Genomic DNA, 21,857 nt, shown 5'->3' on the forward strand with positions numbered 1-21,857 from the left:
GGAAATAAAAACATTTATCATAAGATAGAAGTATTTTTAATTCACGCAAGAATGTATGGTGATTTGCATGTTGTTTCAAAAAAAGAAAAAAAGCAGGTTTCTAAATGAAAAAATCCGCATAGCCCAGCATGATCAGATGATGGAGGTAGACGGTCATTTATCGAACAGCCATTATCAAGTGACGGCATTATGGCTCCATCCCCGTAATGATGAAGAGGCTATAAAAGTTGAGGGGAATTCTTCAGGCGGTGGAGAATTTCATTTTAAGGTGGACCTTCTTCATTTAGTCAAAAAATTGCTTTCCTATGAAGAGGTTAATTTTGATTGGTACCTTCAGGTTAAGGTTTCGATGGATTACTTAGATGAATCGGAACTAGAAAAGATAGGCAAACAAGCAGATTTCATTGAAGAAAATGGAGTGAAATATGCCGAATATTTTGTCCGTCTTGGCCGTTTTCAACACTCCCGGATTGAAGGGTTGGATTATATTTTTATGGCTGAGACAAGGGCGATTTGTTATCTTACCGAGAAGGGAAATTTGTCTCTGGCCCTGAATAAAGAGCCGTTTATTCCGCCTACTGTGCAAATTGATCGTTTAAAGACTGCCCCTAATACCTTAAAAATTGAGGGGAAGATTTTTACAAAAGGTTCAAGAATTGTAGACGGCAGCCTGATTATAAAAGGGAGGGACAGTAAAACAGAATATAATACAGGGGTTTCCTTTATCTGGAACGAGGAAGAAACAGCATTAAAATATGGCCTTAATCGCTACTATTACAAAGCGGAGGTAAATTTTAAAACCCTAACAGGTGATACTAACCTAAAAGAAGATATTTACGATATATTTTTAAAGATCAAATTTCACAACATAAGTGAAGAAAAGTATATTCGTGTCGGTCGCCCAACATTAAGAGCAAAATTATTTATCAAAGAGCTTTATTCGATCGTCGGAAATAACGTTTCCATTATTACACCTTACTATACGTTTAAAGGTTTCAACTTATCGTTGGAAGTGTTTGAATTTGATAAAGAAACCTTTGAATATTTGCAGCGGAAATTAAAAACGGTTTGGTTAGAGCGGTTTTTTAATAAACATAAGGATATTTGGGTTATTGGGGAAAGACCGTATAAGGCGCAGGATACCGGGTATTACTTTTTTAAATATATGCGTGAAAATCATCCCGGTAAAAATGTCTACTATGTGATCGAAAAGGATTCTCCAGAGCGAAAAAACGTGGAGCATCTTGGAAATATTCTTGACTTTCAATCAAAGGAACATATTTGGCATGTGTTGATGGCAATGAGAATTATCGGTTCGCATCATCCTGACTATTTGTATCCAGTTAGAAGCAGGAGATTTAAAAGAGCTGTAAAGGGAATAAAGGTATTTCTCCAGCATGGTGTCATGGGTACGAAAAACATGGTCGCCAACTATGGGAAAAATGCCTCCAGTTTTAAAACGGATGCCTTCCTCGTCAGCTCAGATTTTGAAAAAGAAATGATCGTCAACGACTTCGGATATAATCCGAAAGAGGTATTTATCACGGGGTTATCCCGTTTTGACAGCCTTTTGGCCGATGATGTAGAGGTCAAAAGACAATTATTAATCATTCCAACATGGCGGGATTGGATTACCACTGACGATGTATTTTTAGAAAGTGAATATTTTCAAAGGTATAAAGACCTTGTTTATCATCCTAGACTGCATGCATTGGCGGAAAAATATAACCTGGAAATCATTCTTTGTCTGCATCCCAATATGCAGAAGTTTTCTTTTCATTTTCAAGATGCCCCTGTCAGGGTGATCAATCAAGGGGAAGTGGATGTCCAATATTTGTTAAAAGAAAGTGCGATCATGATTACCGATTATTCAAGTGTTGGTTTTGATTTTAGCTTTTTATATAAACCGATTATTTACTATCAATTCGATAGGGATCGCTTTATCGGGAAGAGACCGTCACATTTGGATTTGGAAAATGATTTGCCGGGAGATATCGTCACGAACTTAGAGGAAATATTAGAACGGCTTCATTACTATGCTAAGAATGATTTTAAAATGTCAGACAGAAATAAACAAAGAGCCGACAAATTCTTAAAATATCGGGATCTTCATTTTTCAAAGAGAATTTATGAAGTGGTCAAAAATCTGCCGGTAAAGAAGACAGTATTGGAAAAGGTAATTGACTCCGACCTCTTCATTCGGGTGGCCAATCGCTTTAGAAGAACGAAATGGTACTTCCCGGTTATGAAATGGTATTATAATTTCGCAAGAAGAATCCTGCCTGTCGATAAAAATCTTATCTTATTTGAAAGCGGCGTAGGCAAGCAGTATGCCGATAGCCCGCGTGCCATTTATGAGGAAATTTCGAAACGGAATCTGCCTTATAAAAAGGTTTGGGTGGTTGACAAGAATATCCGCTTTATGGATTCTAAGACGATAAAGGTAAAACGGTTAAGCCCACAATATTACTACTACCTGGCAAAGGCCGGTTATTGGATTAATAATCAGAACTTCCCAACCTATATCAAGAAAAGGAAAGAGACAACCTATATTCAAACCTGGCATGGAACACCGCTGAAAAAGATGTTATTCGATATTGATCAAGTGCAGGGAAGAGATGAGGGTTATCTTGACAGGGTCTATAGTGCAACACAAACGTGGGATTATTTAATCTCCCCAAGTGACTATGCAACAAATGCTTTCAAAAGTGCCTTCCGTTATCAAGGAAATATTTTGAAGATTGGTTATCCAAGAAACGACCTGTTTTATCAAGATGTTCGAGAGGAAATTTCCAATAAGGTGAGAAACAGCCTGAGGATTCCTGCCAATAAAAAGGTTATCTTATATGCCCCGACATTTAGGGATAATGAGACGAGTGGTAATAACAAATTTGTCTTTAATATCAATATGGATTTAGACAGATTAAAGGAAAAGTTTAGCGACGAGTATATTTTGTTAATGAGAATGCATGTGGTGATCAGTAATAAGCTGACAATTCCTGAAGAGTTGCAGGATTTTGCCATAAACGTTTCAAACTATTCAGATATACAGGAGCTTTTATTAATTAGCGATATTTTGATTACAGATTACTCCTCTGTTATGTTTGATTTTGCCAATACTGGAAGACCGATCATTTTTTATACCTATGATTTAGATACGTATAAAAATGATGTTCGCGGCTTTTATATGGATTTTGAAGAAGAGGCTCCAGGCCCATTGGTGAAAACAAATGATGAATTAATCGATGCCATCCAAAACATTGAGGATATCCAGAAAAAGTATCAGAAAAAATACGATCAATTTTATCACAAATACTGCCCATTAGAAGATGGTTTTGCGGCAAAACGGGTGGTTGATATTGTTTTTCATGAAAAAGAGGAAAATAAAATGTAATTTTTAGGAGGCTGTTAATCAGAGATTTAACAGCCCTTTTTATATTTTTATAAAAAAGACAAATACTAGGAAAAGACTATACCCAAAAGTCTTGAGAAATTTGGTGTAGTTTGTCGAAAACTTGTGGTATAATTTCCTTTGTGAAAAAAAGGTATTTTTTTCCTTGCAAACATCGATATGACTTTGGGTGTAAAATAAACGAGGAAAGAAAAAAGTAATTTTTTTAGAGGTGCAATATGAAGTTTTTTGGGAAACATAGGACATCGATTAAACCACAGTGTTCTTTAAATAATATAAAATATAAAAACGGCAAGGTATTGATCGTTTTAAAATTTGTTTATGCGGAGGCATATTCTGCTATATTTTTCAATTTGCATAAAAGAGACACTCAAGTGTCATTAAAATTTCCAGTAAGTGTTGAAGCTATATCCGAACATTCCTGCTTCTTAAAGTTGGAAGTTTCTATGACAGACTATGCCGAATCGTTGTTACACGGTTTTTGGGATGCCAATTTACTTTTGGAGAATATGGGACAAGAGAGCAAAGTACGAATTGCCAATCACCTGACAAATTCTAACGAACCTCAGCCTTTCTATATAAAGGGTCATGATAAGAATTTTGTACCTTATGCTACTATGAATGGAAATCTATCTTTTAAAAGTGAAGACGCTGCACCAATATTAAAAACACAAACAATTGTCTTGGAGGAAAATGGCACTCTCCGACTGAGCGGTTATTTACTTGTTCCATGGTGGAATGTCCAAAATAACGAAGATGTACAAAAAAGGCTTATTCTCCGTTTTGGAGAAGACGAGCGAGACATCGTCATGACTGATGTATTGCGGACTGATATGACCACATATTATCAGCAGGAAGATCAAGCATATGAGTGGACTGGATTCGCTGTTGAATTTAACTTCCCTAATTCTACATACGGATTGCCCGATGGAGCTCCTGCGGATTTATTGTTGGAATATGAATATAACCATTCAAGCATCACCTTACCAATCACTTTTCCGTCTTCTGGGGTTTTGAACAGGACTTCTACCTTTCAATCCTTCGATGGCATTCAGCAACTTGCCATTAAGAAAAGGATGAAAACGAATGGAATAGTCTTGTTATTAACAAAGGAAGAATTGCATGCAGAAGTCGATGAGATATACTCCGAGGGGGGGCAAATCTCTATTCATGGCAGGATCATTACGATAAACAAGGGAGAACGGGTTTCGTTTGAAGACACCTTTATTATTATAAAAAATCGCACTTCAAAAGCGGAGTATTCATTTAAAGTAAAAATCGACTCATTTCACTTCAACTATACATTCGATTTATCAAGTCTTGTGAAAAACGAAGATATTTTTAGCGAAGGATTGTGGGATTTGTTTTTGCAGGTTGATGGTGTCATGTATCGGCTTGTGACTCGCCTTGATGGGATTAAAAATAAACAAAATAGAATCTCATTTCCTCCCTATAAACTAGCCAATAAAGATGGGGAAATTATCGTAATTAAACCCTATTACACATTAAAAGACGAATTGTCGATCATGACAAAACCATATATTGCTGCCAAATCAATCAGTAAAGCTGAAATTCATAACAGTATCTTTTTGATTGACGGCAAGTTGCATGTGCAAATTCCAAATAAAGATCTGCCAGAAATTTCTCAAGGGCATATCATGATAAAAGGACAATTTGGTAAAAACTATGACATCCCTGTCAGCTGGAAGTTGCAAAAAACGGAGAATACTAAGAACGAATTTCACTTTACACTTTCGGCGGATTTAAAGGCGGCAGGGTTATTAGAAGAACGTGATGTCTTACTAAGAGATATAAATTTTGATCTTATTTATTGTGAAATAGACTTTGAAGATGGAAAAGCAATTTTCACGATGAATGTTACACCAGAAAAAGTAGTTTTAACACTAGAGGATCGGTTAAAGCAAAACGATAAATATAAGGCTTTGTTATCAAAATGGGGGCTCTTGGTTTATAAACTTTGTTTTAAGTTTCTCCCGGTCAACCGAAAGGCTGTTGTATTCCAAAGTTTTTACGGGAAAAGTTATTCTGATAATCCAAAAGCCCTCTATGAGGAAATGCTTGCTCAGCATCGTGATATGAAGGCTGTATGGGTAATAAATAACCTTAAAGCAGATATTCCTGGGAATCCAATTCTGGTAAGACCTCGTTCTTTTAAGTATTACTACTATATGGCGATAAGTACCTATTTTGTGAATAACGGGAATTTTCCTGACTTTTTCCAAAAACGAAAGGGAATGACCTTTTTACAGACATGGCACGGGACACCCTTAAAGAAACTGGGCTTTGATGTTGATCCAAAAGCATTAGCTTATGAAGAAAATACCTCTCCCGCTTTACTTAAACGGATAGAAAAATGGGATTATTTAATTGGTCCTAATCTGTATACAGCCGAAATTCTAAAAAGGGCATACAAGTATAAAAAGAAGATGCTAAATGTCGGTTATCCGCGCAATGATATTTTTTATAAAGAAAATATCAGGACAAAAATTATAGATATCAAGAAAAAGCTAAATATTCCTTTAAATAAAAAAGTAATCTTATATGCTCCAACATGGAGAGACTATGAATATCAAAATGGAAATCAGCATAGGGCATATGAGTTTAAGTTCGATTTGAAAACATTCAAGGAGAAGTTTGGGGAAGAGTATATTTTACTTTTGCGACTTCATTATTTTGATGCCAGTCGGATCAGACTTCATCGTTCTGATGACTTTATTTATAATGTTTCCAGCTATGATGACATTGGCGAATTATACTTAATTTCTGATTTAATGATTACTGATTACTCTTCTGTGATGTTTGATTATGCCAATTTGAACAGACCGATGATATTTTTTACCTATGATTTGAAACGCTATGGTTCTCAGGTCCGCGGATTTTATTTTAACTTTGTGGGGGAAGCTCCCGGTCCCTTTGTTACAGATCAAGAACAATTATTTGATGCGATAGAACATATTGATCGGTTACAGAGTGAGCACCAAATAAAATATGATCAATTTAAAGATAGATTTTGCCATTGGGAAGATGGACAGGCTTCCAAGCGTACAATTGAAGCCGTGTTTAAAAATTTATAAGAAAGGAGAATGACTGTGAAGATTTACTTTTTAGTATTTGATATTTTTGGGATGGGCGGAACAGTAAGAACGGTGTTAAATGTAACGAACTATTTGGCACAGTCAGGTTACGACATTGAAATTATTAGCGTTTTTCGCTATCGGGAATCTCCTTTCTTTGAAATTGACCCACGAATTAAAATTCAAGTACTGCACGATGTTGTAAATAGAAAAACAGATAACATCGGCTTTAAAAGCACGATTGTAAAAAAATTATCCAAGATGAAGAGCAGACTAATTCATCCTGATGATGAAGCATACGACTTCTTTTCCTTACTGACGGATATGAAAATGTTTAATGCTATTAAGGAAATTACTTCTGGAATTTTGGTGACAACTCGTCCAAGCTTCAATATATTTGCAAGTAAATATCGAAATAAAGGTGTTTACATTATTGGGCAGGAGCATCTGAATTTTGCCATTTACCCAGAGCGAATGAAAAACTCCATCTTAAAGCACTATAAAAATTTAGATTATTTAGCAACGTTAACAAATGATGATACGGAAGATTACAAACGGCTCCTTGAAGCGAACAGCAAAAAAGTAAAAGTAAAAAAAATTACGAATTCTATTCCTAAGCTGCAAGGGGTTACTTCATCGCTGGAAAGTAAAACGATCATTGCCGCAGGGCGTTTAGCCCCTCAGAAAGGGTTCGATTTATTAATAGAGGCATTCAAGATTGTCCACCCCAAATTTCCCGATTGGAAGTTACGAATTTACGGTTATGGCAGGGAAAAGAATAACCTTCAAGCAATGATTGAGGACAATAAACTGTATAATCATGCGATTTTAATGGGGCCTACACAGCATATTGAGACGGAATTATTAAATGCTTCTATTTATGCCTTAAGTTCCCGGTTTGAAGGGTTTGGAATGGTTATCGTGGAAGCAATGCAATGTGGTGTGCCGGTTGTAAGTTTTGATTGTCCTAAGGGACCCAGTGAAATTATTTCAAACAATGTTGATGGAATTCTTGTGGAAGATGGGAATGTAGAGGAATTTGCTAAGGCCTTAATGGAACTTATGGGCAATCCCGAGAAAAGAAAGCAGTTTGGAAAAAAGGCAGTTGAAAATGTGAAACAATATGAAATTGAAAACATAGGGAAAATATGGCGGGATACGATTGATGAAATATCTCAAAGAAGCGGGCTTTAGAAATGATAAAAACGGGAGGATGTACAAGGGGAAAAATGCTTTGAATCATGCATTTTCTTTAGTCGATGGTATTCATTCAAATTATAGTGAGGAGAGCGGTTCTTTTGTTGTCAGCCATAAAAAAATCGCCGGTGGTCAAGTTCGTTTATAAGTTTTTATTTCAAGTTGTTTCCTTGCTGCCTGCGAAAAAAAACTTAATCATATTTGAAAGCTTTCTTGGCAAGCAATATAGCGATAATCCAAGAGCCATTTATGAGTACTTAAAAAAACATCATCATGAATATGAAATGGTATGGAGTGCGGATCCCCGATTTGAAAAAGGATTTCTTGAGAATGGAGTTCCTTATGTCAAACGTTTCTCTGTTAAGTGGCTGTTTTTGATGGCTAGGGCAAGATTTTGGGTGACCAATAGCCGGATGCCATTGTGGATACCAAAGCCAAAACACACGATTTACTTGCAAACTTGGCATGGAACCCCATTGAAAAGATTGGTTTTTGATATGAAAGAAGTATTAATGCCGGGAACAACAACAGAAGCCTATAAAGAGCATTTTTATCAAGAATCAAGAAATTGGGATTACTTAATTTCCCCGAACCGTTATTCAACCGAGATTTTTAAACGGGCATTTAAATTTGAAAAAGAAGTAATTGAATCTGGGTATCCAAGGAATGATATTTTTTATAAACCAGAGCGGATCGAAATCGCCAGGAAATTCAAGGAAACCCATCAATTGCCGATGGATAAAAAGGTTATTCTCTATGCCCCGACTTGGCGGGACAACCAGTACTATCAAATAGGGAAATACAAGCTGGATTTACATTTGGATCTAGGTAAACTGAAAAAAGAATTGGGGGATGAATACATCATCATTCTCCGCATGCACTATTTAGTGGCAGAGAATTTTAACCTGGACAGTTATAAAGGTTTTGCCTATAATTTTTCGAGACACGAAGACATTCAGGAACTGTATCTTATCAGTGATGTGCTCATTACGGACTATTCCTCTGTATTTTTTGACTACGCCAATTTAAAGCGGCCAATGATTTTCTTTGCCTACGATATTGATGAATATAAAGAAGATATACGGGGCTTTTATTTTGATTTTGAAAAAAATGCCCCGGGACCGATTGTGAAAACGACGGATGAAGTCATTGAGGCGATAAAAAAATTATCGGAACCAAATCAATTCACCAGGAAATTGAATGAATTTTATCAACAGTTTTGTTACCTTGAGGATGGTCATGCAGCCAGCAGGGTTGTAAAAGAGGTTATTTTAGCTAACAGGAAGCTATAAGATTCAACTACGCCTCATGAACCGTCTCTGAGGACTTGTCAATCGGTGAGTTTTCATTTAAAAAAATTTAAAATCATCACCGTCTGCTTGGTGGTGATTTTTGATTTTGAACGAACCATTAAAGATATATCAATATAGTATTTTAGAAGAGGTTTTAATATTTTTATATTTGGTAAATTATCCCATTTTGCTATAAATTCAGATTGATAAAAAAATAGAAACAGTGTATAGTACTGTATAATGTGTTTTTACTGAGATCATAACTCCAATAGAGTCCCAGTAATTTTGGGGAGTGTGAAACAAGTCAAATGATTGATTTACATACAGGAAAGGTATCCATTATCATTCCTTATTATAATTCTAATGAATTTATCAAAGAGTGTTTGGATTCTATTTTTCAACAAAGTTATCCAAACTTAGAAATTATCATTATAAATGATGGATCGTATGCAGAACATACAGCGTATCTTGAGTCCTTATTAACGGATGATCGGATTATTTATGTAAAAAATGAGAAAAATAGGGGAGTGGCCTTTTCACGAAACAAAGGCTTGGAGCTTGCCACAGGAGAGTATGTTTACTTCCTTGACAGTGATGATGCTCTAACCCATGATGCGATCGAAGTTCTCGTTCATCATATTCAAGAATTTCCGGTTATTTCAGGCCGAAAAAAACGATTAGTAAGATCATCGGATTACGTTCCACTGCCGTCAGCCAAATCTGCTGATACCGATGATGCTGAGGCCGACAACGATGACGAAACGATTTCAGATGATGAGTTTGCACTTGGAACCATGCCAGAATCTGAAGATGTAAAGATTAAATATAAGCAGACGTTTTCTTCGAGAGAGCGAAGTATTCTTAATCTATTAATGAAACGGGAATTTATTGAAGAAAACCAGATTAGATTTTATGAGGGTACGAGGGGATATACAGATATCTCTGGATTAGTGCAGATCTTTTCAGCCATTGACGCGCTGCCGCAGATTAAAGTAAGAACCTATTATAAGCGCATTGGCATTGCTCCCATTATGAAACCAGCACTTATTCAAAGGCCAATTGAGGAAAGGACTATTGACTTTATTCAACTGTACCTGGATCTGAATAAGCAGTATCGGGAAAACGAACAAGCAAAAAACTATCTTGATAAATTATTATTAGGCTTTTACCGTAGATCCGCCATCTTTATTTTTCGTGAGCCCCATAATTTTGACAAGTTCTTCCAACTTATAGCCGGAGCGCTCGATTGCTTTAACTGGCAGCTTCTGGCCTCACAGCCACGTCATATTCGGATTGAATTTGGGTATCTAAAACAGAAAGATAGAAATAAGTTCAGGAAAACGATGCAATTTCATATTGCTGCAAGGGAAATGAGAAATGCGATTAAAAGACCAGCAACGCTAAAAAGGTATGTTTATAAAAAAACGTTTCAATTTGTGTCGAAAAGGCAGACGGATCCAAAGCTGATTATGTTTGAGAGTTTTCTTGGGAAGCAGTATAGTGACAATCCACGGGCAATTTATCAATATTTGAAGGAAAATTATCCTGATTATAAGATGTATTGGAGTATCGATCCACGCTTTCGCAGTGCCTTTCCTGACAAGGGTGTCCCTCTTGTTAAACGGTTTTCGCTTAAATGGCTATTTTTAATGGCAAGAGCAAGGTTTTGGGTGACGAATAGCCGCATGCCTCTTTGGCTTCCAAAGCCGGAGAACACCATTTATTTACAAACGTGGCATGGGACACCGCTGAAAAGACTTGCGCAAGATCAAAAAGAAGTGCTAATGCCGGGAACGACAACTGATAAATATAAGAAAAACTTTTATAAGGAATCAAGAAACTGGGATTACCTCGTTTCGCCTAATCAATACTCAACGGAAATTTTTAGACGGGCCTTTCAATTTGATAAAACGATTGTCGAATCTGGATACCCAAGAAATGATGTCTTTTATCGTCCGGACCTGGCAGAAAGGGCCATGACGTTTAAGAAAAAGCATCGGCTTCCGTTGAATAAAAAAGTGATACTTTATGCACCTACTTGGAGAGATAATCAATTTCATCAAGTAGGGAAATATAAAATGGATTTGCAGCTGGATTTAACAAAACTTCAGCAGGAATTAGGATCGGAATACATTATTATTCTTCGGATGCATTATTTGGTTGCCGAAAACTTTGAACTTGGACCATATGAAGGCTTTGCTTATGATTTTTCGAACCATGAGGATATTCAAGATTTATATATTATTAGTGATTTATTGATTACTGACTATTCTTCCGTGTTTTTTGATTATGCCAATTTAAAGCGGCCGATGATTTTCTTTACCTATGACATCGATGAATACAAGGGAGATATCAGAGGATTTTACTTGGATTTTGAAGAAAAAGCCCCGGGTTCGATAGTGAAGACGACTGAAGAAGTAATCGAAGCGGTCAAGTTCTTGTCGCAAGGGAATATTCCAAATGAAAAATTGAATGAATTTTACCAGCGCTTCTGTTCCTTAGAAGACGGACATGCTTCGGAAAGAGTGGTTAAGGAAGTCATTTTAAAAAATGAATAATTGTTAAAGTGGTACATGGAAGATCCGGGAACTAGGTCTACCATGTACCTTTTTAAATGGCCCTCATGTATACCTGACTGATTTGTGGGAAGAAATGTATGGTGTAGACCAGACACAATTAAACAGGTATAAGGGAGCTGTAGAGTTTTGATTAACAAAAAGGTGTTAAAGAGGCGGGTTAAGTTTGTTGTTGACCCGTTATATCAGTATCTGAGAAAGGAAAGCCAGCGCCGAAATTATCAATACATACGATACTTTGAAAAATGTAAGGTGTGTGATCACACGATATTTTATGAAAGCAGAGATGGAAAGAGTATTTCTGATAGTCCATATGCGATTTTTCAATATTTATTGCATCATCCTGAATTCAAGGATTACCAGCATATTTGGTCGGTGTCCAGCCTAAATGGTTTAGAACACGTCATAAGGCAATATAAGCAGAGGAAAAATGTATTATTCGTCCGGCGTCATTCCAAGGAATATGTTAAAAGACTGACGACTTCTCAGTATCTTATCAACAATTCGACCTTTCCGTCGTATTTCACCCCAAAAGACGAGCAAATTTATATTAACACTTGGCATGGGACACCACTAAAAAAAATGGGCTTTGATATTCCCGGAAATCCATCGCTGTCACAGAATGTCGTTCGTAATTTTCTAAGTGCCGATTATTTGTTAAGCCCAAATGAACATACGACAAGGATGTTTCTTGAAAGTTATAAGTTGAAGGGAATCTATCATGGTGAAATCCTTCAAGAAGGGTATCCAAGGATTGACCTTACGTATCAAAGCAATCCCGAGAAAGTGAAAGGCTATTTATCACAATTAGGGTTAGCCATTGACGTGAACAAACAGACGATTTTGTACGCTCCGACGTGGAAGGGGAGCAATATCGCAAAAGCTAAAAATGATATGCTCCAAATTATCGCCGATATCGCCTATCTGCAGAACATGGTAGGAGATAGCTATAATTTACTCATCAAGGTGCATCCTTTTTTATATGATACAGCCAAAAATTATCCCGAAATTAAGGATATTCTCATCCCCGATTATATTGACACAAACGAACTATTAAGTATGGCAGATGTATTAATCACCGATTATTCCAGCATCTTTTTTGATTTTTTGGTAACCAATAAACCGATTCTTTTTTATGTTTGGGACTATGATGATTATAACGAAGAAAGAGGCCGCTATTTACGCGATGATGAATTACCGGGTCCAACCTTGTTTACCATTCAAGAAGTGGCAACGGCTATTCGGGAGATCGACCAAATAAAGGATGAGTACCAAGAAGTTTATCAACAGGCCAAAAAGAGATTTACCAAACATGATGATGGAAATGTAACCGAACGAATTGTTAACTATATATTTAAGCAAGCAGAGACCGTATTGAATGTCATTAAACCGTTGGCAGAGGAAAAGAAAAAAGTTCTTATCTATCCCGGTGGAATGCGAAACAATGGGATCACTACTTCATTTATCAATTTGATGGATAATATCGATTTTCAGCAGTTTGATGTCAGTATATTTATGCAGCCAGCGAATTCAAAAGAAGTATTAAATAATATCGCTAAGGTCAATAAAAACGCCCGCTTTTTGTTTCGCACAGGGCAGCCGGCCTATAGCTTTGCGGAGGTATACCGCGATAAATGGATTCATAACCGTGGAGCCCATACTCGTTTTACCAAAAGGCTTTATCCGGAGAAGGCCTATAAACGGGATTTCCAACGTCTTTTTGGGCGTGCGCAATTTGATTATGTGATCGATTTCAGCGGCTATAGCTTATATTGGGCAAAATACATCCTTGCCGCTGATGCCAAGAAAAAAATCTGTTATATGCATAATAATCTATTGGCTGACAGCGAGCGGACGATTAATGGTCGCAAACCGCATCGGATTAATTTGAGAGGGCTGTTTTCTGTTTATCATCGGTTTGATAAACTGGTCAGTGTTTCTCCGGGAACAATGGAGGTCAATAAACAAAACTTAGGCCAATACGCGGATGAAGAAAAATTTGATTATGTCATGAATTCCATCAATTATGAAAAAATCTTACGTTTAGCGGATGACAATCCGTCCGTTCAGCCGGAAGAACAAGGAACTGCTCCATCCGCTTCGACCATTAGTCAAGTGGTTTTCAAGTCTCCGGCCATGATTAGGATGGGGAAAGACCATTTTGTCTGGAATCGCCCTCCTGGAATTAGCGGTGCCAAGAAGATCGCCTCAGCTAACGATTTTTTGCAAAAAGAGGCAACGATTACACGGAAAGCTCATGCCGGGGAAAAAATTTATTATAAATTTTCGATTGGAGACCGAATTGTTGGCTGGCTGGATCAAGAATGTTTCGAGCTTTTACCTGACCGAATCCTCTCTGAAATGAAAGTGAATAAATTAGCGATCATCAGTTATGTACTAGGTCAGGACATTTGGAATCAGCCGTACAAAACGGATGGAATCAAAAAAATATCTGCCGCTAAAGAATATCAAGGAAAACTGGTTAAGGTTGATAGGGAGGCACGAACCTTTCACGGTGTTTATAGCAGGTTTTCTCTCAATGGTACGGTCATTGGCTGGATTGAATCTTCCGCATTATCTAACTTGCAAGAAACAGCTTTAGCCAGCTTGAAAACGACGGTCTATCAACTGCTTACTTATAAGAAACATCAAACCCTTGTCTCCAATCGGATATTGGAAGAAAGAAATTTATATGAGCTTGCGGCGATAACAGATCCGGGGAAATTCACCATTTGGTCAAAACCTTATCCCAATCCCGGCTGTAAAAAGGTGATGGAGGCCATTGAACTTCTGGATGCAAAAGTGATTGTCACAAATAGTGCCAGGACGGCGAAAGGAACCTATTACTTTTTCTACAATAACGGAAAAAAAATTGGCTGGCTTGATCAAAGAGCCTTTACGATCATTACTGAGCCGATTTTCTTTACCACAAAGGAAGTGAAAAAAACAGCCGTGATTCGATTAGTGGATGATGATGTCATCTGGGACACTCTTCCTGATTCCGCCTCTGCAAAAGTATTGCCTGAATTCGGAGCCTATAATGGAAAAAGCGTAACCGTTGATCGGGAGGCAAGAAATATCGATGATGTGTATTTCCATTTCAGTTATGAAAATAAACCTGTTGGCTGGTTGAAGAAACGATCATTCGAACATATCATGACCTTGGGAATACACCAAGGAAACCGGTTTATTCCTGCCCCGACAAGCGATAATTATAACTTTATGAATATGGGGAGGCTTTCACCGGAAAAAGGCCAAGATAATTTGATTAGAGCTTTTGCCCGTTTTCGTCAAGACGTAAGGAATGCAAAGCTTTATATTTTAGGTGAAGGCCCGCTTAGGAATGATTTGGAAGCTTTAATATTAGAACTGGGGCTTGAGAATGATGTGTATTTGACCGGACAGGTTGAAAATCCGTTCCATCTGATGAAACAATGTGATTGCTTTGTTTTGTCCTCACATTATGAAGGACAGCCAATGGTTTTGCTTGAGGCAATGACCCATGGAATGAAAATCATCGCAACGGACATTGTTGCCAACCGAACCGTTCTTGAAGATGGGCGTTATGGTCTTTTAGTTGAAAATAGCATAGATGGTCTTGAAACCGGCTTACGGCAGATGGCTGATAAAGAATCTCATTATAACATGGATGTATTTGTCCCAAGTGAATACAATCATCGAGCAATGGGGACGTTTTATAAGATTTTCGAATAACAAGACGGATTCCGCTTTCAGATAAGAAGGTATAAAACTTTATCACACCACAGTTCATTGATACTGTGGTATTTTTTTGAGTTATTTTACCAGTTCGAATGGTTAGACGGGTAAATCCGCAAAACAGACAGGTAAACCCTTATGAGCTGTTCTTACGGACTTGCCAATCGGCGAGTCTACATTTATATATAGGAAAAAGCACCTATTTTCCCGACTTGATGGCACTAATTCCAAGCGATCTATTTAATTTTTTTACGTAATACGAGATAATAAGAGTTAATTCGCGGTATTTTTCCATTGTTCATTTACTAGAATTGTAGATTCCTGTAGAAAGGTAGAGAAATAGAGAGAAAAGGAAGTGATTTCATTGAAAAACATTGGCAAAGTGGCGGTTTTGTCAACAAGTCTTTTAATTGGCAGTTACAGCACTTGTACGACAATACCGCATCTATTCAAAAGTATCGACCATGCCGAAGCTGCAAGCCTGGTTAAGTTTAGTAAAACTTCTTATCAAACAACTGCTAACTTACGCTTGCGAACAAGTCCAAGTACGAAGAGCAAAACGGTTCTTACGATTCCAAAAGGAAAAACAGTTACTTCATCGCAAAAACAGGGTAGCTGGTATAAAGTATCTTATACATATAAATCAAAAGGGAAAAATATCACGAAATCCGGCTGGGTCAGCGGGGACTATATCAAAGAATATAATGTTTATACAAAAACTCTAGGTACTTATTATTCTACGAAAAAGACAGCCAAACTTTATGCAGCGCCAAATACAAAAAAGGCAATGGTAACGGTTCCAAGTAAAACTGTTTTATACTCGACACAGCGAGTTTTGAACAGCAACAGCCAGACTTGGTATCGCGTTTCTTATAAAAATAAATACTACTATGTCTATGGCAGTGATGTCAGTAAGACCACGAAACCTAATGACACACCTGCTGAAACGCCAAAGGAAGAAAAAACGCATTTGGTGACGGCCAATTTAAATTTGCGTGAATCTCCAGAAGGAACCAGCGTGTTGATTACAATTCCTAAAGGAACCACTGTAAAGTCTTCCGAGATATTAAATGGAGACTGGTATAAGGTAACGTATCGCGGAAAAACCGGTTATGTTTATTATCAGTATTTAAAGCAATATGACTTAACTGACTATCGTTTTATTGATTTGAGGACGAAATCAACGGTAACAGCGCAGCAGATCAATGCCTACATTGCGGCGAATTATAAACGTTATGGGTCTAAAAGCGTCCTGCTTAATAAAGGGCAGGCATTTATCAATGCCGGAAATACCTATGGTGTCAACGCTCTGTATTTAGCGGCTCATGCCATCCATGAAAGTGCATTCGGTACATCTAACATCTCAATTGGAAAAAATAATCTGTTTGGCTATGGGGCCTATGATGCCACGCCATTTGTCGGTGCTTATCGGTTTTCCTCCGTGGAACAATGCATAAATTATGTTGCCCAAAAAATGAAAGCTGATTATTTAAATCCAAACGGGACCCATTTTGAAGGGGCGATGCTTGGCTATAAGACGAAGGATTCTAAGGGAAAGACGATTGCCAGCAAGAGCATCGGGATGAACTATTGGTATGCCAGTGACGAAAATTGGGGAAATAAGATTGCTGCCCATATGCAAAAAATCATGGCATTTAATAAAAAAACGTATGAAAATCCGAAAATCAATACAAATTATCCTGCCATACCGGCAATTCCGTCTGGCAGTGATAAATTCCCTGCAGGAATTCAAGCGATTGCCAAAAAAGATTTATCCAGCACCATTAAAAAGGGAAAAATTTTTACATTGCTTGAAAAGACAAATAATTTTCAGGTGAAAGTGGATTACAACCAAAAAACGTACACACTTTCGAATATTAGTTTTTCATCATACAAAAATTATATTTCCGTCTATAACTTAGGAAGAGTTGTCAATGCATCATCCTTAAATATTCGTTCCACCCCTTCAACAACTGGCGAAGATATTGGTGACTTTAAATTAAATCAATATGTTTCGTTAGCATTAGACAAAGAACATAAGCTGATTGAGGATGCAACGAAAAAATGGTACAAGGTGAATATGTCTAATGGTAAAACAGGCTGGGTAAGTAAATCGTACATTAAGAGAGAACTTCCTTAATCGGGGAATTCAGGCACCGTGTTTCACATGGTGCCTGATTCTTTTTCTGGAGGAGCTTCCTGATTATAATTGGGTATTTATTGGGAAAGAAAGGATTGAAATTTAAGAGTGGTAGTTTTATAATAGTGTGGTGACAATTGACAGAACAAAATTCGACTTTTATTGAATAAATAACGGATTATTTCCAACAATAATATTAGGAGGAAATCTCTAATGAAAAAAGTAATAACGTACGGAACATACGATTTGCTTCATTTTGGTCATGTTAACTTATTGAGACGTGCTAGAGAGTTAGGCGACTATTTGATTGTCGGTCTGTCGACTGATGAATTTAATAAAGGGAAGCATAAAGAAGCCTATCACAGTTATGAAAATCGAAAGTTGATCCTTGAATCGATCCGCTATGTGGATGAAGTGATTCCAGAACAAACCTGGGACCAAAAGATTCAAGATGTCATTAAACACAATGTTGATATCTTCGTCATGGGCGATGATTGGGAAGGAAAATTTGATTTCCTCAAAGATTATTGTGAAGTGATTTACTTACCAAGAACAGTCGGCATTTCCACCACCAAAATTAAAACAGATTTGAACATGGTAAAGAATGGCTAGAGAACTAGCCATTTCTTTGTATTTGTTTGTCTTTAAGTGCGTATTTTCACTCTTTCATCACCTGCCGCTTAAAGATAAAACAACTTTTGTTATCAGCTTCGGCGATAACAGTTATTATGTCTTTAAGGAAATGCAACGGCAAAACATCCACACAGAAGTAGTATTTCTGTGCAAAGGAAAAGCGATTGAAAAATTTAGGGAATACCAGGGTGTAACAACGATTCCGTTGGAAACAGCGAATGTATTGGACTGGTGCAGGTCCATTTATCATTTGGCGACTTCACGATATATTTTAATCGATAATTATTTTGGCTTTTTAGCTTCTGTCCGCTTTAAACCGGAAGTGGAGTGTATTCAGTTATGGCATGCTTCAGGCGCGTTAAAAAAATTCGGACTTGAAGATGAATCGGTAAAATATCGCAGCAAGCGGGCCAATCGACGCTTTCGGCAAGTGTACAACCGGTTTGATAAGGTGGTGGTTGGTTCGGATGTAATGGCTGAGACCTTTATCAGAGCTTTTGGGCTGAATGAAAACCATATTTTGAGAACCGGCGTTCCAAGAACCGATTTCTTTTTCAACGAAGCGGCAAAACAACGGGTCATGGAAACTCTATTGAGTAAATTTCCTGAATGGGCCGGAAAAAAACTAATTCTTTATGCTCCGACCTATCGTGATACGGAGTTGAATGAATTCTCACTGCATTTGGATATAAAAAAAATGCGTCAGAAGCTGGGTAATGATTTTATTTTAATGTTAAGGCTGCATCCGGCTGTGAGAACTTCGTTACATTCGGATGATTTTATGCCAGATTTTATATATGATTTTTCATCTGATGAATATGAAATCAATGAGCTGCTGTTGGTTGCTGATATATTAATTACCGACTATTCGTCGATCCCGTTTGAGTTTTCTTTGTTGCATCGTCCGATGATCTTTTTTACGTATGATTTGGAGGAGTATAAAGCGAAACGCGGGCTCCTAGACGAATTTCCAGCAAACTTGCCAGGTCCGATCGTGAAAGATACTGATTCCATTATTAACCTAATTAAGGAAAATAACTTTAACTTTAATAAAATCGACCAATATGCCAAGCAATGGAATAAATACTCCAATGGCCATTCAAGCGCCAACTTGGTTCGCTACTTATTTCAAGAAAAAAGCAGCCCTCAAGCATATGAAAAATTGCACGATTACAGTTGAACAGAAGCTTCGAGATTGTTCATTGCTCGAAGCTTTGTTATTTATAATGCTCATTTGGAGAAATTAATGTATAATGAACAAGGTTATACTTGTTAAAGGAAGGACTAATTTTTCATGAAGTCAATGATCACTATCATAAAGGAGCAAATTAGTTCCTTTTATCTGATCTTAAGATTGTCTGCTTTTGAAATGAAAAGTGCCAATGTCAACAATTATTTAGGAAGGTTCTGGGAAATATTAAACCCTGCGATCCAGTTGGCCATTTATTGGTTTGTCTTTGGAATCGGAATTCGTGGCGGGCAAAAAATCCCCTTGGAAAATGGGGTTCAAGCGCCGTTTTTTATTTGGATGGCGACAGGGATGGTCGTGTGGTTTTTTGTGAATCCGATGATCACCAGCACTTCCAGATCAATTTATTCAAGACTGCAGTTAATTGCCAAAATGAGTTTCCCGATGAGTGCCATTCCTTCCTATGTCATTATGGCTGGGTTTTATTCGCATTTAATGCTCGTTGCTTTGGTCACGATTATTTTACAATTTACCCAGTTTAAAATATCGGCCTATTTTATTCAACTGCCTTATTTTATGCTGGCAACGCTCATTTTCCTGTTGGCGCTTGCACTTATTACGTCAACGCTGGCAACTATTATTAGAGATGTACAGCAAATTATTCAATCGATTACAAAAATGCTGCTTTATTTTACACCGCTGCTATGGCATACGGACAAATTGGAATTTCATCATGTCGATTTGACTTTTTTATTAAAATTAAATCCGCTATATTATATTGTTGAGGGGTATCGGGCGTCATTATTGGGGACATCCTGGTATATTTGGAAATACCCTTCCATGACCTTATATTTCTGGGGAATTACACTTGTCTTTTTCATCATTGGCTCGGTGCTGCATTTGAAATTTAGAAATCGGTTTGTCGATTATTTGTAGAAGCTTGCTTGTGCTTAAAATTGAGGTGATTCTTAATGACTGAATCCGTAATTGTCAAGAATGTCTATAAAAAATATAAGATGCATACAAAGCCAACGGAGAAATTGCTCGATTTAATCTTGCCGGGCGGTTATGGAGAAGATTTCTATGCTCTGCAGAATATTTCTTTTACCGCCAAACAAGGTGACGTCGTTGGTTTAGTTGGGGTGAATGGTTCAGGAAAGTCCACTTTATCGAATATCATTGCCGGTGTCATCCCCCCTACCACAGGGACAGTCGAAACCGTTGGACAAACATCGATTATTGCAATTTCATCGGGGCTGAATAACCAATTAACAGGGCGGGAAAACATTGAATTAAAATGCTTAATGCTCGGCTTTAAAAAGAAGGAAATTCAGGCGATGGAGCCGGAAATTATTGAATTTGCCGATATTGGCAAATTTATTGATCAACCGGTAAAAAAATATTCCAGCGGGATGAAGTCACGACTCGGTTTTGCCATTTCTGTTACCGTTAATCCAGATATTCTGATTATTGACGAGGCCTTGTCCGTAGGGGATCAGGTTTTTGCTCAGAAGTCCCAAAATAAAATGTTCGAGTTTAAAGAAAAAGGAAAAACGATTTTCTTTGTTAGCCATTCCATGACGCAAATTAAAGAATTTTGTGAAACGGCTATTTGGCTGGAATACGGCGAAATTAAACAATATGGTCCTGTTCCAGAGGTGATTCCGCAATACGAGAAGTTCCTAAAGAAATATAAATCGATGTCGAAAGATGAGCAAAAGAAATTCCGCGAAAAAGTGATGCAAAAACAAAGAGGGCTGGCCACCATTTAACGCTTATTGACCCAGATAATATCATAACCTAAATGGCCGTGCTGTTTAGGTTTTCTTTTTGGACAATGAAATTCAGATAAAGAGGTTTTTTCGTAATGGAAACAAATATAGTCCCGATATTAGGAATTCACTTTGTCAATAAATCGTTTGATGACGTCGTGGCTCAGCTTGAGGAGTATATTAAAAGCCAACAGAAAGCATTTATCGTCACCGCTAATCCGGAAATTGTCATGTACGCTGACGGGCATCCTGAGTATAAGTCGATTGTTCAAGCTGCCGACCTGGTAGTTCCAGATGGTATCGGTATTGTGATCGCCTCCAAGATCCTAAATAACCCGATTCAAGAACGTGTGGCCGGATTTGACTTAACGGTGCGCCTGCTGGAGCTTGGCAATAAGCGGAAGTGGCGGATTTATCTTCTTGGCGGCAAGCCGGAGACCAATCAAAAGGCGGTCGAGAATATTCGCAGCAACTATCCGCAGCTGCAGATTGCTGGAAGCCATCATGGCTTCTTTGATTGGCAGGATCCTACTGTTACAGAGGAAATAAAGGCTGCGAACCCGAATATTGTGTTCGTTGCCTTGGGTTTTCCGAAACAGGAAAAATGGATTTTTGAAAATTTACCGCAGTTTTCAAAAGGACTGTTTATTGGGGTTGGTGGCAGTATTGATGTGTTGGCGGGGGAAGTAAAGCGGGCACCGTTATTTTGGCGGAGATTAAATTTGGAATGGTTTTATCGGTTGCTGATGCAGCCGACAAGATGGAAAAGAATGCTGGCGCTGCCGAAATTTTTAGGAAAAATGATTAAAATAAAATTGTCGAAATAAGTGAAAC

The 21,857-nt window shown here is 37.6% G+C and carries 10 protein-coding genes and 2 pseudogenes; all 12 read left to right on the top strand.

Annotated elements, in window-relative coordinates; translation table 11 throughout:
- Positions 1 to 67: 67 nt before the first annotated feature.
- On the top strand, positions 68 to 3,394 hold the full coding sequence (locus tag RCG24_RS19310; protein ID WP_308077783.1) for a CDP-glycerol glycerophosphotransferase family protein: 3,327 nt from the start codon (positions 68 to 70) through the stop codon (positions 3,392 to 3,394).
- 392 nt (positions 3,395 to 3,786) lie between these two features.
- Positions 3,787 to 6,507, top strand: coding sequence for a CDP-glycerol glycerophosphotransferase family protein (locus RCG24_RS19315; RefSeq protein WP_308077784.1), 2,721 nt, complete (start codon positions 3,787 to 3,789; stop codon positions 6,505 to 6,507).
- Between the two features lie 15 nt (positions 6,508 to 6,522).
- Positions 6,523 to 7,701: a glycosyltransferase family 4 protein gene (locus tag RCG24_RS19320; RefSeq protein WP_202656305.1), complete on the top strand. Its 1,179-nt coding sequence runs from the start codon at positions 6,523 to 6,525 to the stop codon at positions 7,699 to 7,701.
- A 119-nt stretch (positions 7,702 to 7,820) separates the two neighbouring features.
- Positions 7,821 to 8,996, top strand: a pseudogene (locus tag RCG24_RS19325) (CDP-glycerol glycerophosphotransferase family protein); the annotation flags it as partial.
- A 308-nt stretch (positions 8,997 to 9,304) separates the two neighbouring features.
- Entirely contained in the window at positions 9,305 to 11,554 is a 2,250-nt protein-coding gene (locus RCG24_RS19330) for a bifunctional glycosyltransferase/CDP-glycerol:glycerophosphate glycerophosphotransferase (RefSeq protein ID WP_308077787.1), read from the top strand.
- 147 nt (positions 11,555 to 11,701) lie between these two features.
- Positions 11,702 to 15,286 (top strand): CDP-glycerol glycerophosphotransferase family protein, encoded by a 3,585-nt coding sequence (locus RCG24_RS19335; protein WP_308077788.1) that lies wholly within the window; start codon positions 11,702 to 11,704, stop codon positions 15,284 to 15,286.
- Between the two features lie 367 nt (positions 15,287 to 15,653).
- Positions 15,654 to 17,429: an SH3 domain-containing protein gene (locus RCG24_RS19340; protein WP_308077789.1), complete on the top strand. Its 1,776-nt coding sequence runs from the start codon at positions 15,654 to 15,656 to the stop codon at positions 17,427 to 17,429.
- A 213-nt stretch (positions 17,430 to 17,642) separates the two neighbouring features.
- Complete coding sequence (gene tagD / locus RCG24_RS19345; RefSeq protein ID WP_202656301.1) at positions 17,643 to 18,041, top strand: glycerol-3-phosphate cytidylyltransferase; 399 nt, start codon at positions 17,643 to 17,645, stop codon at positions 18,039 to 18,041.
- Entirely contained in the window at positions 18,034 to 19,242 is a 1,209-nt protein-coding gene (locus tag RCG24_RS19350; RefSeq protein ID WP_308077790.1) for a CDP-glycerol glycerophosphotransferase family protein, read from the top strand. The genes tagD and RCG24_RS19350 overlap by 8 nt, the downstream gene beginning before the upstream one ends.
- Before the next feature lie 114 nt (positions 19,243 to 19,356).
- Positions 19,357 to 20,187, top strand: a complete 831-nt coding sequence (locus RCG24_RS19355) for an ABC transporter permease (RefSeq protein ID WP_308077791.1) — start codon at positions 19,357 to 19,359, stop codon at positions 20,185 to 20,187.
- Between the two features lie 35 nt (positions 20,188 to 20,222).
- A pseudogene (gene tagH / locus RCG24_RS19360) lies at positions 20,223 to 21,008 on the top strand (teichoic acids export ABC transporter ATP-binding subunit TagH); the annotation flags it as partial.
- A 110-nt stretch (positions 21,009 to 21,118) separates the two neighbouring features.
- Positions 21,119 to 21,850 (top strand): WecB/TagA/CpsF family glycosyltransferase, encoded by a 732-nt coding sequence (locus tag RCG24_RS19365; RefSeq protein ID WP_308077792.1) that lies wholly within the window; start codon positions 21,119 to 21,121, stop codon positions 21,848 to 21,850.
- Positions 21,851 to 21,857 lie beyond the last annotated feature (7 nt).

Source organism: Neobacillus sp. OS1-32, assembly GCF_030915425.1.
Lineage (GTDB): Bacteria > Bacillota > Bacilli > Bacillales > Cytobacillaceae > Neobacillus > Neobacillus paridis.